Origin of the sequence: Streptococcus oralis (assembly GCF_021497945.1) — a bacterium.
In the GTDB taxonomy this organism is placed as follows: domain Bacteria; phylum Bacillota; class Bacilli; order Lactobacillales; family Streptococcaceae; genus Streptococcus; species Streptococcus oralis_BR.
Window position 1 is genome coordinate 188,149 of sequence record NZ_CP046524.1, and the last position, 14,352, is coordinate 202,500.

Genomic DNA, 14,352 nt, shown 5'->3' on the forward strand with positions numbered 1-14,352 from the left:
GTGAAAGCTCTGATTTTTTTATCATCATAAAAGTAAGGCACAACCTTGTAAAAGTAGCTGAAATTTGATATAGTAGTCCTATGTAAAAGACAAAGGAGAAAACAATGAATCCAAATATTACTTTTTTAATCATGCTTGTAGGTATGATGGCCTTGATGTTCTTTATGCAACGTTCTCAAAAGAAACAAGCGCAAAAGCGTATGGAAAGCTTGAACAAGCTTCAAAAAGGCTATGAAGTTATTACAATTGGTGGCCTTTACGGAACAGTGGATGAAGTAGACACTGAGAAGAGAACAATCGTACTGGATGTAGATGGGGTCTATTTGACTTTTGAATTGGCTGCTATCAAGACCGTTTTGCCGCTCAAAGAGGCTGTGACACCAGAAGGAACAGTTGTTGACGAAAGCGGAGCAATCGAAGAATAAAACGGGACCTGTCACTCCCGTTTTTCTATGAAGTGAGAGGAAAAGGGATGAGAAAAATAGTATTTGTGTGCTTAGGGAACATCTGCCGTAGCCCCATGGCAGAGTTTGTGATGAAATCCATGACGAGCGATTACCAGATTGAGAGTCGTGCGACTTCGTCTTGGGAACATGGCAATCCGATTCATAAGGGAACGCAAGGGATTTTCCAGCAATATCAGATTCCTTATGACAAAGACAAAACATCACTCCAGGTTCGTAGAGAAGATTTTGAGTCATTTGATTACATTATCGGGATGGATGCTTCAAACGTTTCAGATCTGCGTCAAATGTGTCCTCAGGAATTGCAGCATAAGATCTACCCTTTTGCATCTGAAAGTGTTCCAGATCCTTGGTATACAGGAGATTTTGAGGAAACCTATGCTCGCATCACAAGTGGCTGTAAAAGCTGGCTAGATCGATTAGAAAATGAGAGTGACAATGGAAAAGCTTAAAGAAATCTTCGAAAAATATCGAGTTTATCTAACTCGCCCACGTATAGAGATTGCAACTGTCCTTCTAATCGTTATCTGTGCCGTCTCAGTTTTTCTACTAAACACACCAAAAAAGGGTGTCCTGACACTTGATGGTGGTGCGCTTATTTATGATGGTACCTTGATACGAGGGAAAATGAATGGTCAAGGAACCCTGACCTTTGAAAATGGGGACCAATACACAGGTGAGTTCAACAATGGGGCCTTCAATGGTAAAGGAACCTTCCAGTCCAAATCTGGCTGGAAATATGAAGGTGATTTTGTAAATGGCCAGGCCGAAGGACAAGGAAAATTGACTACCGAGCAAGAAGTTGTCTATGAAGGCAGCTTTAAACAAGGCGTCTTTCAACAAAAACAATAGCCTCCTAATAAGGGGGCTATTGTCAAAAATAAAAAAGAAAGCGTTTTCTAGAAGTGGAGTTGATGTCTGATTATCAACGATAAAAAACTTTGTGAAATAAAAAAATTTTCTCCATAATTTCACAATCATCCAGACAAAACTCTATTGCGCAGGTGTATTGAGAAAAAGTTCACAATCTCATAAAATTTCTTTGTGAAATGCTTATGAAACGGTTTACAAAGTCTTGAAAAAGAGTTATAATAAAATTGTGAAAAAATTAACAAAGGATTGAATCCTTGAAGGCTATGGAGGACAATATGGCTGATAAAAAAACGTTAACACCTGAGGAAAAACAACTCGCTGCTGAAAAGCATGTCGACGGGTTAGTAAAAAAAGCCTTGGTTGCGCTTGATGAAATGCGCAAGTTGAATCAAGAGCAAGTTGACTACATCGTAGCGAAAGCTTCAGTTGCAGCTCTTGATGCACATGGTATCCTTGCTCAACACGCAGTTGAAGAAACTGGTCGTGGTGTATTTGAAGATAAGGCTACAAAAAACCTTTTTGCCTGTGAACACGTAGTGAATAATATGCGTGGTGTTAAAACTGTCGGAGTTATCGAAGATGATCCAGTTACAGGCTTGACTAAAATTGCAGAACCTGTCGGAGTAGTCTGTGGTGTCACTCCAACAACTAACCCTACTTCAACAGCAATTTTCAAATCATTGATTGCTTTGAAAACACGTAATCCAATCGTGTTTGCTTTCCACCCATCAGCTCAAGAATCTTCTGCTCACGCAGCACAAATCGTTCGTGATGCAGCTATTGCAGCTGGAGCACCTGAAAACTGTGTTCAATGGATTACAGAACCATCTATGGAAGCAACTGGAGCGCTTATGAACCACGAAGGTGTTGCAACTATCCTTGCAACTGGTGGTAATGCCATGGTTAAGGCAGCTTACTCATGTGGGAAACCAGCTCTTGGGGTAGGTGCCGGAAACGTTCCTGCTTATGTAGAAAAATCTGCCGACCTCCGTCAAGCTGCTCATGATATCGTAATGTCTAAATCATTTGATAACGGTATGGTCTGTGCATCAGAACAAGCGGTTATCATTGATAAAGAAGTATATGACGAATTTGTTGCAGAATTCAAGTCGTACCACACTTACTTTGTAAACAAAAAAGAAAAAGCGCTTCTTGAAGAATTTTGCTTTGGCGCTAAAGCAAACAGCAAAAACTGCGCGGGTGCTAAACTAAACGCAAATATCGTTGGTAAGCCAGCTGCATGGATTGCAGAACAAGCAGGATTCAGCGTGCCAGAAGGTACAAATATCTTGGCTGCAGAATGTGCGGAAGTTGGACCAAAAGAACCATTGACTCGTGAAAAATTGTCACCAGTAATTGCTGTCCTAAAAGCTGAAGACACTGAAGACGGCCTTACAAAAGCACGTCAAATGGTTGAGTTTAACGGACTTGGTCACTCAGCAGCTATCCATACAAAAGACGAAGCTCTTGCTAAACGCTTTGGTACAGAAATCAAAGCTATGCGTATTATTTGGAACTCTCCATCTACTTTCGGTGGTATCGGTGACGTATACAATGCCTTCATTCCATCATTGACACTTGGATGTGGTTCATACGGACGTAACTCAGTTGGTGATAACGTTAGCGCTATTAACCTCCTTAACATCAAGAAAGTAGGGAAACGTAGAAATAATATGCAATGGTTTAAAGTTCCTTCAAAAATTTACTTCGAACGCAACTCTATCCAATACCTTCAAACATGTGAAGATATTGAACGCGTTATGATTGTTACTGACAAAGCGATTGAAAAACTCGGATTTGTTCAACGTGTTATCGACCAATTGAACGCACGTAACAACCGTGTAACGATCCAAGTCTTCTCAGATGTTGAACCAGATCCAGACATCACAACTGTAGAACGTGGTGCTGAAGTGATGAAAGCATTTGAACCAGATACTATCATCGCTCTTGGTGGTGGTTCTCCAATGGACGCAGCCAAAGTAATGTGGCTCTTCTACGAACAACCAGAAATTGACTTCCGTGACTTGGTTCAAAAATTCATGGATATCCGTAAACGTGCCTTCCGCTTCCCATCACTTGGTAAGAAAGCGAAGTACATCGGTATCCCAACAACTTCTGGTACAGGTTCAGAAGTAACACCATTTGCTGTTATCTCTGATAAGAAAAACAATCGTAAATACCCATTGGCTGACTACTCATTGACACCAACTATTGCCATTGTTGACCCTGCTTTGGTTGAATCAGTTCCAGACTTCATCGCTGCTGATACAGGTATGGACGTCTTGACTCACGCGACTGAAGCCTACACTTCAAACTTTGCTAACGACTACACAGACGGTATCGCCCTTCAAACAATCAAACTTGTCTTTGAATGGTTGGAAAAATCTGTTAAGACAGCTGACCCAGAAGCACGTGAAAAAATGCATAATGCATCTACAATGGCTGGTATGGCCTTCGCCAATGCCTTCCTTGGTATGAGCCACTCAATGGCCCACAAGATTGGTGGTGTTCACCATACTGTTCACGGACGTACAAACGCAATCTTGCTTCCATACGTCATCCGTTACAACGGTACTCGTCCATCTAAGACAACTACATGGCCTAAGTACAACTACTGGAAAGCTGATGAGAAATTCCAAGACATCGCGAAGATGCTTGGATTGCCTCACTCAACTCCAGAAGAAGCAGTTGAAGCTTATGCCAAAGCAGTTTACGATCTTGGTGAAGCAGTCGGAATCACAATGAATTTCAAAGGCTTTGGAATCGATGAAAAAGTTTGGAAAGACAGCTTGCATGAAATTGCTTTGCTTGCTTATGAAGACCAATGTTCACCTGCAAACCCACGCTTGCCAATGGTAGCCGACATGGAAGAAATCATGGCAGATGCATACTATGGTTATGCAGAACGACCAGGACGTCGCAAATAATCGTTTATCAGCCTAGAGACAGGAGTTATCCTGTCTCTTTTCATAGTCCTATTTCTGAAGTTAGAGTTGAACTATGAGAAGAGAGGATTATGCGGATAGGATAGAAGGTCCTAGAAATAAAAGCTTAGGTGAATGAAGGGGATTGAAAAGTAGAAAAGCAAGAGAGAAAAACAACGCCCGTACTTGCAATTCTACTTAAATAGTTATATAATAATAATGTTGAAAGGTGATTTGTAGTGATTCAAGTTACTCTTTTCACAATAAAATTTTCAGGATTTTCATAAGGAGGAAATCACTAATGGTAGTTAAAGTTGGTATTAACGGTTTCGGACGTATCGGTCGTCTTGCTTTCCGCCGCATCCAAAACGTAGAAGGTGTTGAAGTTACTCGCATCAACGACCTTACAGATCCAGTTATGCTTGCACACTTGTTGAAATACGACACAACTCAAGGTCGTTTCGACGGTACTGTAGAAGTTAAAGAAGGTGGATTTGAAGTTAACGGTAAATTCATCCGTGTTTCTGCTGAACGTGATCCAGAACAAATCGACTGGGCTACTGACGGTGTAGAAATCGTTCTTGAAGCAACTGGTTTCTTTGCTAAGAAAGCAGCGGCTGAAAAACACTTGCACGCTGGCGGAGCTAAAAAAGTTGTTATCACTGCTCCTGGTGGAAACGATGTTAAAACAGTTGTATTCAACACTAACCACGACGTTCTTGACGGTACTGAAACAGTTATCTCAGGTGCTTCATGTACTACAAACTGCTTGGCTCCAATGGCTAAAGCTCTTCAAGACAACTTCGGTGTTGTAGAAGGATTGATGACAACTATCCACGCTTACACTGGTGACCAAATGATCCTTGATGGACCACACCGTGGTGGTGACCTTCGCCGTGCTCGCGCTGGTGCTGCAAACATCGTTCCTAACTCAACTGGTGCTGCTAAAGCTATCGGTCTTGTAATCCCAGAATTGAACGGTAAACTTGACGGATCTGCACAACGTGTTCCAACTCCAACTGGATCAGTTACTGAATTGGTAGCAGTTCTTGAAAAGAACGTTACTGTTGATGAAGTAAACGCAGCTATGAAAGCAGCAGCTAACGAATCATACGGTTACACAGAAGATCCAATCGTATCTTCAGATATCGTAGGTATGTCTTACGGTTCATTGTTTGACGCAACTCAAACTAAAGTTCTTGACGTTGACGGTAAACAATTGGTTAAAGTTGTATCATGGTACGATAACGAAATGTCATACACTGCACAACTTGTACGTACTCTTGAATACTTCGCAAAAATCGCTAAATAATTCTTGAGTCGATAAAAGCAAGGCTTTCTGGTCTTGCTTTTTTGTATAGAAAAATGGATGATAGTGTCATCCATTTTGTTTTAATTCTGTTTCGAAAGTATCCGAGAGGGCAGTGAAACTCAATTTTTCTAAGGTGAGTGGATGGGTAAGGGATAGTCGGAAGGCATGGAGCATCAGCCGGCTTGCTTTTGATCTAGAGTTATAGAGAGGATCGCCTAGGATAGGATGCTTGTGATGAGAGAGGTGAACACGAATCTGATGTGTCCGCCCGGTCTTTAGTTTGCAACGAACTAGAGAAGTCTTGTTTGGAAATTGCTTTAATCGGCTTACCTGAGTTTCGGCATGTTGCCCATTTTTGGCATCCACCACTCGTTTTCTGCGATCATGACGATCGCGGCCAATTTTATCTCGGAAGATAAGTTCTTTACTCTCTACTTGCCCCTCTACGAGTGCCCAGTACTCGCGAGCAATTTCTTTTTTCTCCAACAAACGATTGAGAATAGGAAGGATAAAAGGATTTTTAGCAAAAAGCACTAAACCGCTTGTTTCCATATCCAGGCGATGAACGACATAGCAAGTTTGGCTGACGTAGGCAGAGACATGGTTTAGAAGGGCGATTTCATCTGGTTGATTACCGTGGGTCTTCATACCCTCAGGTTTGTTGACGATAATGAGATGTTGGTCTTGATAAACTTCCTCAACGAGATCTGGGTTGCCCCAAAGAATTTCCTTTGGGGGATAGTCCTCCTCGTCAAAAGTCAATTGGCAAACATCCCCTGGTTTGACCATCTCGTTCCAGTAAACTTGTTTTTGATTGATTAAGATATTCTTCTTGGTTCTTAGAAAATAGCGAATCTTTCTAGGAATGAGGAGTTGTTCCTCTAGGAATTGTTTGACCGTCATTTGAGGCAAGGATTCGGGTAATGTAAATGTGAATTGCATACAGATATTGTAACAAAAAAAGCCCTATTTGGATAGGAAATAGCTAAATTCTTGAGTTCCTATGGTGAAGATGATAAAATAAACGCATGAAATTAGATAAATTATTTGAGAAGTTTCTTTCTCTCTTTAAAAAAGAAATGGGTGGATCAGCAGAGTCTGATTCGACTAGCATGCGTCGTTCACGGAGCGATAGAAAAAAACTGTCCCAAGTAGGCCCAATTCGAAAATTTTGGCGTCGTTATCATCTGACAAAAATCGTCATCATTTTAGGGTTAAGTGCAGGTTTGCTAGTAGGAACCTACCTATTTGCAATAGCCAAGTCTACCAATGTCAATGACTTGCAAAATGCCTTGAAAACGCGAACTCTGATTTTTGACCGTGAGGAAAAAGAGGCAGGAGCCCTGTCAGGTCAAAAGGGAACCTATGTTGAGCTGACAGATATCAGTAAAGACTTGCAGAACGCTGTCGTCGCGACAGAGGACCGTTCCTTTTATAAAAATGATGGAATTAACTATGGTCGTTTCTTCCTAGCTATCGTCACAGCAGGTCGTTCTGGAGGTGGCTCTACCATCACCCAACAGTTGGCAAAAAATGCCTATCTTTCTCAGGATCAGACCGTTGAACGGAAGGCTAAGGAGTTTTTCCTAGCTTTAGAGTTGACAAAGAAATACAGCAAGGAGCAAATCCTTACTATGTACCTCAATAACGCCTACTTTGGAAATGGAGTCTGGGGTGTAGAGGATGCGAGTAAGAAATATTTCGGAGTATCGGCTGCGGAATTAACCCTTAATCAGGCGGCAACTCTAGCTGGGATGCTCAAGGGACCAGAATTGTATAATCCTTTGAATTCCATTGAAGATTCGACTAACCGCAGGGATACGGTGCTACAAAATATGGTTGCAGCAGGCTATATTGATAAAAATCAAGAAACGGAAGCAGCTGGAGTAGATATGGCTTCTCAACTGCAAGATAAGTATGAGGGAAAGATCTCTGATTATCGTTACCCATCCTATTTTGACGCAGTAGTCAACGAAGCAGTATCCAAGTACAATCTCACAGAAGAAGAGATTGTCAACAACGGCTATCGAATCTATACAGAGCTTGACCAAAACTACCAAGCAAACATGCAGGTTATTTACGAAAACACTTCCCTATTTCCAACGGCAGAAGACGGAACGCATGCTGAATCAGGTAGTGTTGCTCTAGAGCCTAAAACGGGTGGAGTGCGTGGAGTTGTTGGTCGCGTAGCTGGTGATGACAAATCAGGCTTCCGTAATTTCAACTATGCAACTCAGTCTAAACGCAGCCCAGGCTCGACGATTAAGCCTTTGGTCGTTTACACTCCAGCCGTGGAAGCTGGATGGGCTCTGAACAAGCAACTGGACAACCACACCATGCAGTATGACAGTTATCAAGTAGACAACTATGCTGGCATTAAGACTTCTCCTGAAGTACCTATGTATCAAGCCCTGGCGGAATCACTCAACCTACCAGCAGTTGCGACTGTAAATGATTTGGGAATCAATAAGGCTTTTGAAGCTGGAACGAGATTTGGTCTGAATATGGATAAAGTTGACCGTGTTCTCGGAGTTGCCCTAGGTGGAGGAGTAGAGACGAATCCTCTTCAGATGGCACAAGCCTATGCAGCCTTTGCTAATGAAGGACTGATGCCTGAGGCGCATTTCATCACTCGTATCGAAAATGCCAGTGGACAGGTCATCAAGAGCCATAAAAACTCCCAAAAACGAGTGATTGATAAGTCTGTAGCTGATAAAATGACCAGCATGATGCTAGGAACATTTACCAATGGTACAGGAATTAGTTCGTCGCCAGCAGATTATGTCATGGCTGGTAAAACAGGTACGACTGAAGCTGTTTTCAATCCGGAATATACCAGTGACCAGTGGGTGATCGGCTATACTCCAGATGTTGTAATCAGCCACTGGCTCGGCTTCCCAACAACAGATGAGAACCATTATCTGGCAGGGTCGACTTCTAATGGAGCAGCCCATGTCTTTAGAAGTATGGCTAATACCATTTTGCCATACACTCCAGGTAGTACCTTTACGGTTGAGAATGCCTATAAGCAGAATGGCATTGCGCCAGAAAACACGAAAAAGCAGGTCGTTGAAAATGAGACGAACCAGTCCGAGGATCCGCTAGGAGATATTCGTAGTCGTGCACAAAATCTTGTAGATGAAGCGGGACGTGCGATTTCGGATGCAAAGATAAAAGAAAAAGCCCAGACAATCTGGGACTCTTTCGTCAATCTCTTTCGTTAAGAGGCTTGTCAAAGCCTAGGTTTCTTGTTATAATAGATAAGATGGAGGCGTTATGGCACTAAAAAAAGCAAGCCTAGCTTGTGCAGTTTGCGGTTCAAGAAATTACTCAATCAAAATTAGTGGGAACCCCAAGCCAACACGACTAGAAGTAAATAAATTTTGTAAACATTGTGGGAAATATACGACACATAGAGAGACGAGATAGGAGAGAACGATGGGTTTTATTAAGGATATCTTCAAACTTCTTAAGGAAACAACATGGCCAACTCGCAAAGAAAGCTGGAGAGATTTTCGCTCTATTATGGAATACACAGCCTTCTTTGTGGTCATCATTTACATTTTTGACCAGTTGATTGTTTCAGGTTTGATTCGATTTATTAACATTTTTTAGAAGAAAAGCGGAGAACTTCTGCTAGCTTTCTTCTGCTATGAAAGGAAATATCATGGATAGTTTTGACAAAGGATGGTTTGTTCTACAAACTTATTCTGGCTATGAAAATAAGGTAAAAGAAAATCTATTGCAACGTGCACAAACGTATAACATGTTGGATAATATTCTACGCGTTGAGATTCCAACACAAACCGTGCAAGTTGAGAAAAATGGAAAGAAAAAAGAAATTGAAGAGAATCGCTTTCCAGGTTATGTCCTTGTAGAAATGGTCATGACCGATGAAGCATGGTTCGTTGTTCGAAACACACCGAACGTAACAGGATTCGTCGGATCCCACGGCAACAGATCAAAACCAACTCCGTTATTGGAACAAGAAATCCGTGATATTCTGGTTTCAATGGGACAAACTGTTCAAGAGTTCGACATTGACGTTGAAGTTGGCCAGACTGTCCGTATCATTGATGGTGCTTTTGCAGACTACACAGGTAAAATTACTGAAATTGATAACAACAAAGTGAAGATGATGATCTCTATGTTTGGTAATGATACGATTGCAGAAGTAAACCTAAACCAAATTGCAGAATTATAACCCAGAGAGGCCAAGCCTCTCTTTTTGTGTGCAGTTGAGAGTGGAAAGGGAGCAGAAGAGGAGAAGAAGATCAAAGGCTTGATGCATTTTGCTAAACTAAATGCAGAAAGGAGAGGTCTATGAATCTAAAAGAATTATACGAAGAAAGCAAAGGAATCGTTCATAAGTGCCGCAAAGAATACCATTTACATCTGTGGGAGAAAGAGGACTGGGACCAGGAGGGGATGCTGTGCCTGTATGAACTGGTCAGTCACCATCCAGAATTGCTAGTGGGTGAACGACACCGACTATATGTCTGCTTTAAAACCAAATTCCGCAATCGTATCCTAGATTACATCCGTAAACAGGAAAGTCACAAGCGCCGTTTCGACAAAGAACCCTATGAAGAGGTGAGTGAGATTAGCCATCGTCTAGGAGAAAAAGGACTCAGACTGGATGATTATTATCTCTTTCACGAACTTCTAAAGACTTACAAATCAAAGCAGAGTATGGAAAAACAAGAGTTAGTGGACCGTCTCATGGGAGGGGAAGTCTTCAGAGGACGTAAAGCTCTTCTAAGAGAACTTTCCCTTATCTTTTCAGAATTTCGATAAAGAGGAAAAAAGTTCTTGACAAAGTTGAAAAAGTAGGTATAATAGGAAGAGTTGAAAAGCTCAAGGTCCGTTGGTCAAGGGGTTAAGACACCGCCTTTTCACGGCGGTAACACGGGTTCGAATCCCGTACGGACTATGTGTGTATCACAGGGATGAAAAAAGTAAAAAAAGTTTCAAAAAAGTGTTGACATAGGTCAACAGCTGTGATATACTAATATAGTTGTCGCTTGAGAGAGATTGAGTGACAAAGACCTTTGAAAACTGAACAAGACGAACCAATGTGCAGGGCACTATAACTAAGGTTATAGTACTGAACAATGAAAAAACAATAAATCTGTCAGTGACAGAAATGAGTGAGAACTCAAACTTTTAATGAGAGTTTGATCCTGGCTCAGGACGAACGCTGGCGGCGTGCCTAATACATGCAAGTAGAACGCTGAAGAGAGGAGCTTGCTCTTCTTGGATGAGTTGCGAACGGGTGAGTAACGCGTAGGTAACCTGCCTGGTAGCGGGGGATAACTATTGGAAACGATAGCTAATACCGCATAAAATTAATTATCGCATGATAATTAATTGAAAGGTGCAAATGCATCACTACCAGATGGACCTGCGTTGTATTAGCTAGTTGGTGGGGTAACGGCTCACCAAGGCGACGATACATAGCCGACCTGAGAGGGTGATCGGCCACACTGGGACTGAGACACGGCCCAGACTCCTACGGGAGGCAGCAGTAGGGAATCTTCGGCAATGGACGGAAGTCTGACCGAGCAACGCCGCGTGAGTGAAGAAGGTTTTCGGATCGTAAAGCTCTGTTGTAAGAGAAGAACGAGTGTGAGAGTGGAAAGTTCACACTGTGACGGTATCTTACCAGAAAGGGACGGCTAACTACGTGCCAGCAGCCGCGGTAATACGTAGGTCCCGAGCGTTGTCCGGATTTATTGGGCGTAAAGCGAGCGCAGGCGGTTAGATAAGTCTGAAGTTAAAGGCTGTGGCTTAACCATAGTACGCTTTGGAAACTGTTTAACTTGAGTGCAAGAGGGGAGAGTGGAATTCCATGTGTAGCGGTGAAATGCGTAGATATATGGAGGAACACCGGTGGCGAAAGCGGCTCTCTGGCTTGTAACTGACGCTGAGGCTCGAAAGCGTGGGGAGCAAACAGGATTAGATACCCTGGTAGTCCACGCCGTAAACGATGAGTGCTAGGTGTTAGACCCTTTCCGGGGTTTAGTGCCGCAGCTAACGCATTAAGCACTCCGCCTGGGGAGTACGACCGCAAGGTTGAAACTCAAAGGAATTGACGGGGGCCCGCACAAGCGGTGGAGCATGTGGTTTAATTCGAAGCAACGCGAAGAACCTTACCAGGTCTTGACATCCCTCTGATCGCTCTAGAGATAGAGTTTTCCTTCGGGACAGAGGTGACAGGTGGTGCATGGTTGTCGTCAGCTCGTGTCGTGAGATGTTGGGTTAAGTCCCGCAACGAGCGCAACCCCTATTGTTAGTTGCCATCATTCAGTTGGGCACTCTAGCGAGACTGCCGGTAATAAACCGGAGGAAGGTGGGGATGACGTCAAATCATCATGCCCCTTATGACCTGGGCTACACACGTGCTACAATGGCTGGTACAACGAGTCGCAAGCCGGTGACGGCAAGCTAATCTCTTAAAGCCAGTCTCAGTTCGGATTGTAGGCTGCAACTCGCCTACATGAAGTCGGAATCGCTAGTAATCGCGGATCAGCACGCCGCGGTGAATACGTTCCCGGGCCTTGTACACACCGCCCGTCACACCACGAGAGTTTGTAACACCCGAAGTCGGTGAGGTAACCTTTTAGGAGCCAGCCGCCTAAGGTGGGATAGATGATTGGGGTGAAGTCGTAACAAGGTAGCCGTATCGGAAGGTGCGGCTGGATCACCTCCTTTCTAAGGATAAGGAACTGCACATTGGTCTTGTTTAGTCTTGAGAGGTCTTGTGGGGCCTTAGCTCAGCTGGGAGAGCGCCTGCTTTGCACGCAGGAGGTCAGCGGTTCGATCCCGCTAGGCTCCATTGGTGAGAGATCACCAAGTAATGCACATTGAAAATTGAATATCTATATCAAATAGTAACAAGAAAATAAACCGAAACGCTGTAGTATTAAAAGAGTTTATGACTGAAAGGTCAAAAAATAAGGTTAAGTTAATAAGGGCGCACGGTGGATGCCTTGGCACTAGGAGCCGAAGAAGGACGTGACAAACGACGATATGCCTTGGGTAGCTGTAAGTAAGCGATGATCCAGGGATTTCCGAATGGGGGAACCCAACAGGTACTACCTGTTACCCGCATCTGTTAAGGATGTGAGGAGGAAGACGCAGTGAACTGAAACATCTAAGTAGCTGCAGGAAGAGAAAGCAAAAGCGATTGCCTTAGTAGCGGCGAGCGAAACGGCAGGAGGGCAAACCGAAGAGTTTACTCTTCGGGGTTGTAGGACTGCAATGTGGACTCAAAGATTATAGAAGAATGATTTGGGAAGATCAGCCAAAGAGAGTAATAGCCTCGTATTTAAAATAGTCTTTGTACCTAGCAGTATCCTGAGTACGGCGGGACACGAGAAATCCCGTCGGAATCTGGGAGGACCATCTCCCAACCCTAAATACTCCCTAGTGACCGATAGTGAACCAGTACCGTGAGGGAAAGGTGAAAAGCACCCCGGGAGGGGAGTGAAATAGAACCTGAAACCGTGTGCCTACAACAAGTTCGAGCCCGTTAATGGGTGAGAGCGTGCCTTTTGTAGAATGAACCGGCGAGTTACGATATGATGCGAGGTTAAGTTGAAGAGACGGAGCCGCAGGGAAACCGAGTCTGAATAGGGCGTATTAGTATCATGTCGTAGACCCGAAACCATGTGACCTACCCATGAGCAGGTTGAAGGTGCGGTAAGACGCACTGGAGGACCGAACCAGGGCACGTTGAAAAGTGCTTGGATGACTTGTGGGTAGCGGAGAAATTCCAAACGAACTTGGAGATAGCTGGTTCTCTCCGAAATAGCTTTAGGGCTAGCGTCGACATTAGAGATTCTTGGAGGTAGAGCACTGTTTGGGTGAGGGGTCCATCCCGGATTACCAATCTCAGATAAACTCCGAATGCCAAAGAATTATGGTCGGCAGTCAGACTGCGAGTGCTAAGATCCGTAGTCGAAAGGGAAACAGCCCAGACCACCAGCTAAGGTCCCAAAATAATTGTTAAGTGGAAAAGGATGTGGGGTTGCACAGACAACTAGGATGTTAGCTTAGAAGCAGCTATTCATTCAAAGAGTGCGTAATAGCTCACTAGTCGAGTGACCCTGCGCCGAAAATGTACCGGGGCTAAAACAATTTACCGAAGCTGTGGATACCTTTATAGGTATGGTAGGAGAGCGTTCTATGTGTGATGAAGGTATACCGTGAGGAGTGCTGGAACGCATAGAAGTGAGAATGCCGGTATGAGTAGCGAAAGACAGGTGAGAATCCTGTCCACCGTAAGACTAAGGTTTCCAGGGGAAGGCTCGTCCGCCCTGGGTTAGTCGGGACCTAAGGAGAGACCGAAAGGTGTATCCGATGGACAACAGGTTGATATTCCTGTACTAGAGTATGTAGTGATGGAGGGACGCAGTAGGCTAACTAAAGCAGACGAATGGAAGTGTCTGTCTAAGCAGTGAGGTGTGAATTGAGTCAAATGCTTAATTCTATAACATTGAGCTGTGATGGGGAGCGAAGTTTAGTAGCGAAGTTAGTGACGTCACACTGCCAAGAAAAGCTTCTAGCGTTTAAACATACTCTACCCGTACCGCAAACCGACACAGGTAGTCGAGGCGAGTAGCCTCAGGTGAGCGAGAGAACTCTCGTTAAGGAACTCGGCAAAATGACCCCGTAACTTCGGGAGAAGGGGTGCTGACTTCGGTCAGCCGCAGTGAATAGGCCCAAGCAACTGTTTATCAAAAACACAGCTCTCTGCTAAATCGTAAGATGATGT

Annotated in this window: 11 protein-coding genes, 2 tRNA genes and 2 rRNA genes (1 of these 15 only partly in view); 14 read left to right on the forward strand and 1 reads right to left on the reverse strand. The window is 43.7% G+C overall.

Annotation, left to right across the window (positions count from 1 at the left end; genetic code table 11):
* Window positions 1-104 precede the first annotated feature (104 nt).
* From yajC to gap, 5 genes are all read left to right on the forward strand, one after another.
* Entirely contained in the window at window positions 105-425 is a 321-nt protein-coding gene (gene yajC, locus GOM47_RS01020) for a preprotein translocase subunit YajC (RefSeq protein WP_001069056.1), read from the forward strand.
* A gap of 47 nt (window positions 426-472) precedes the next feature.
* Window positions 473-916 (forward strand): low molecular weight protein-tyrosine-phosphatase, encoded by a 444-nt coding sequence (locus GOM47_RS01025; protein WP_002876368.1) that lies wholly within the window; start codon window positions 473-475, stop codon window positions 914-916.
* Window positions 903-1,316 carry an MORN repeat-containing protein gene (locus GOM47_RS01030; protein ID WP_235080796.1) on the forward strand — a complete coding sequence of 138 codons (414 nt, stop codon included), beginning with the start codon at window positions 903-905 and terminating at the stop codon, window positions 1,314-1,316. The genes GOM47_RS01025 and GOM47_RS01030 overlap by 14 nt, the downstream gene beginning before the upstream one ends.
* Window positions 1,317-1,612: 296 nt before the next feature.
* Window positions 1,613-4,264, forward strand: coding sequence for a bifunctional acetaldehyde-CoA/alcohol dehydrogenase (gene adhE / locus GOM47_RS01035; protein ID WP_235080797.1), 2,652 nt, complete (start codon window positions 1,613-1,615; stop codon window positions 4,262-4,264).
* Window positions 4,265-4,562: 298 nt separating this feature from the next.
* Window positions 4,563-5,573: a type I glyceraldehyde-3-phosphate dehydrogenase gene (gene gap / locus GOM47_RS01040; protein WP_000260669.1), complete on the forward strand. Its 1,011-nt coding sequence runs from the start codon at window positions 4,563-4,565 to the stop codon at window positions 5,571-5,573.
* A gap of 66 nt (window positions 5,574-5,639) precedes the next feature.
* Here the strand turns inward: gap and GOM47_RS01045 are convergent, their stop codons facing one another.
* Window positions 5,640-6,515 (reverse strand): RluA family pseudouridine synthase, encoded by an 876-nt coding sequence (locus GOM47_RS01045; protein ID WP_235080798.1) that lies wholly within the window; start codon window positions 6,513-6,515, stop codon window positions 5,640-5,642.
* Between the two features lie 86 nt (window positions 6,516-6,601).
* Here GOM47_RS01045 and pbp2a point away from each other — a divergent pair, with 86 nt between their 5' ends.
* The 9 genes from pbp2a to GOM47_RS01090 form a co-directional block, all read left to right on the forward strand.
* A complete protein-coding gene (gene pbp2a, locus GOM47_RS01050) occupies window positions 6,602-8,797 on the forward strand; it encodes a penicillin-binding protein PBP2A (protein WP_235080799.1) in 2,196 nt (731 codons plus the stop codon).
* A 52-nt stretch (window positions 8,798-8,849) separates the two neighbouring features.
* Window positions 8,850-9,002: a 50S ribosomal protein L33 gene (gene rpmG, locus GOM47_RS01055; RefSeq protein WP_001809375.1), complete on the forward strand. Its 153-nt coding sequence runs from the start codon at window positions 8,850-8,852 to the stop codon at window positions 9,000-9,002.
* A 9-nt stretch (window positions 9,003-9,011) separates the two neighbouring features.
* Window positions 9,012-9,188 (forward strand): preprotein translocase subunit SecE, encoded by a 177-nt coding sequence (gene secE / locus GOM47_RS01060; protein WP_000505776.1) that lies wholly within the window; start codon window positions 9,012-9,014, stop codon window positions 9,186-9,188.
* A gap of 52 nt (window positions 9,189-9,240) precedes the next feature.
* Window positions 9,241-9,777 carry a transcription termination/antitermination protein NusG gene (nusG, locus tag GOM47_RS01065; RefSeq protein WP_000376729.1) on the forward strand — a complete coding sequence of 179 codons (537 nt, stop codon included), beginning with the start codon at window positions 9,241-9,243 and terminating at the stop codon, window positions 9,775-9,777.
* 119 nt (window positions 9,778-9,896) lie between these two features.
* Window positions 9,897-10,370, forward strand: a complete 474-nt coding sequence (locus tag GOM47_RS01070; RefSeq protein WP_235080682.1) for a sigma-70 family RNA polymerase sigma factor — start codon at window positions 9,897-9,899, stop codon at window positions 10,368-10,370.
* A gap of 64 nt (window positions 10,371-10,434) precedes the next feature.
* Window positions 10,435-10,506, forward strand: a tRNA-Glu gene (locus GOM47_RS01075).
* 232 nt (window positions 10,507-10,738) lie between these two features.
* Window positions 10,739-12,287: ribosomal RNA gene (locus GOM47_RS01080) — 16S ribosomal RNA — on the forward strand.
* A gap of 51 nt (window positions 12,288-12,338) precedes the next feature.
* Window positions 12,339-12,411, forward strand: a tRNA-Ala gene (locus GOM47_RS01085).
* Window positions 12,412-12,533: 122 nt separating this feature from the next.
* Window positions 12,534-14,352, forward strand: a 23S ribosomal RNA gene (locus GOM47_RS01090) (it continues 1,084 nt past the right edge of the window).
* The 16S and 23S rRNA genes sit together here with 2 tRNA genes alongside, the layout of an rRNA operon.